The following is a 324-nucleotide window of genomic DNA, read 5'->3' on the forward strand; positions in this document are numbered from 1 at the left end:
TTCAGCCAGGGATGCTGGAAGTAGGGAGCAGCCTGAACCGGAATCAGCACGCGCGACTTTTGTGATGTACATCACAACGACGACTCCCATGACTACTGGTTAGGTGGAGTGCGACCTGTCGTCATTTCGCAGCATTCGCGGGTACACGTACGTAGTCCGCCCGGCAAACATGTGGTTTCCCACGATGCGCCTGGTCCGTTCGTCCGTAGAAGGTCACGCCCATGAGGGAAGGGACGGACGACGACCTGGTGACGCTACTCGATCAAGCCCGCACCGGTGACGAGGCGGCCTTCACGGCGCTCTATCGCACATTCGCGCCGATGG

Origin of the sequence: Phytoactinopolyspora endophytica (genome assembly GCF_004138495.1) — a bacterium.
Classification (GTDB): Bacteria; Actinomycetota; Actinomycetes; order Jiangellales; family Jiangellaceae; genus Phytoactinopolyspora; species Phytoactinopolyspora endophytica.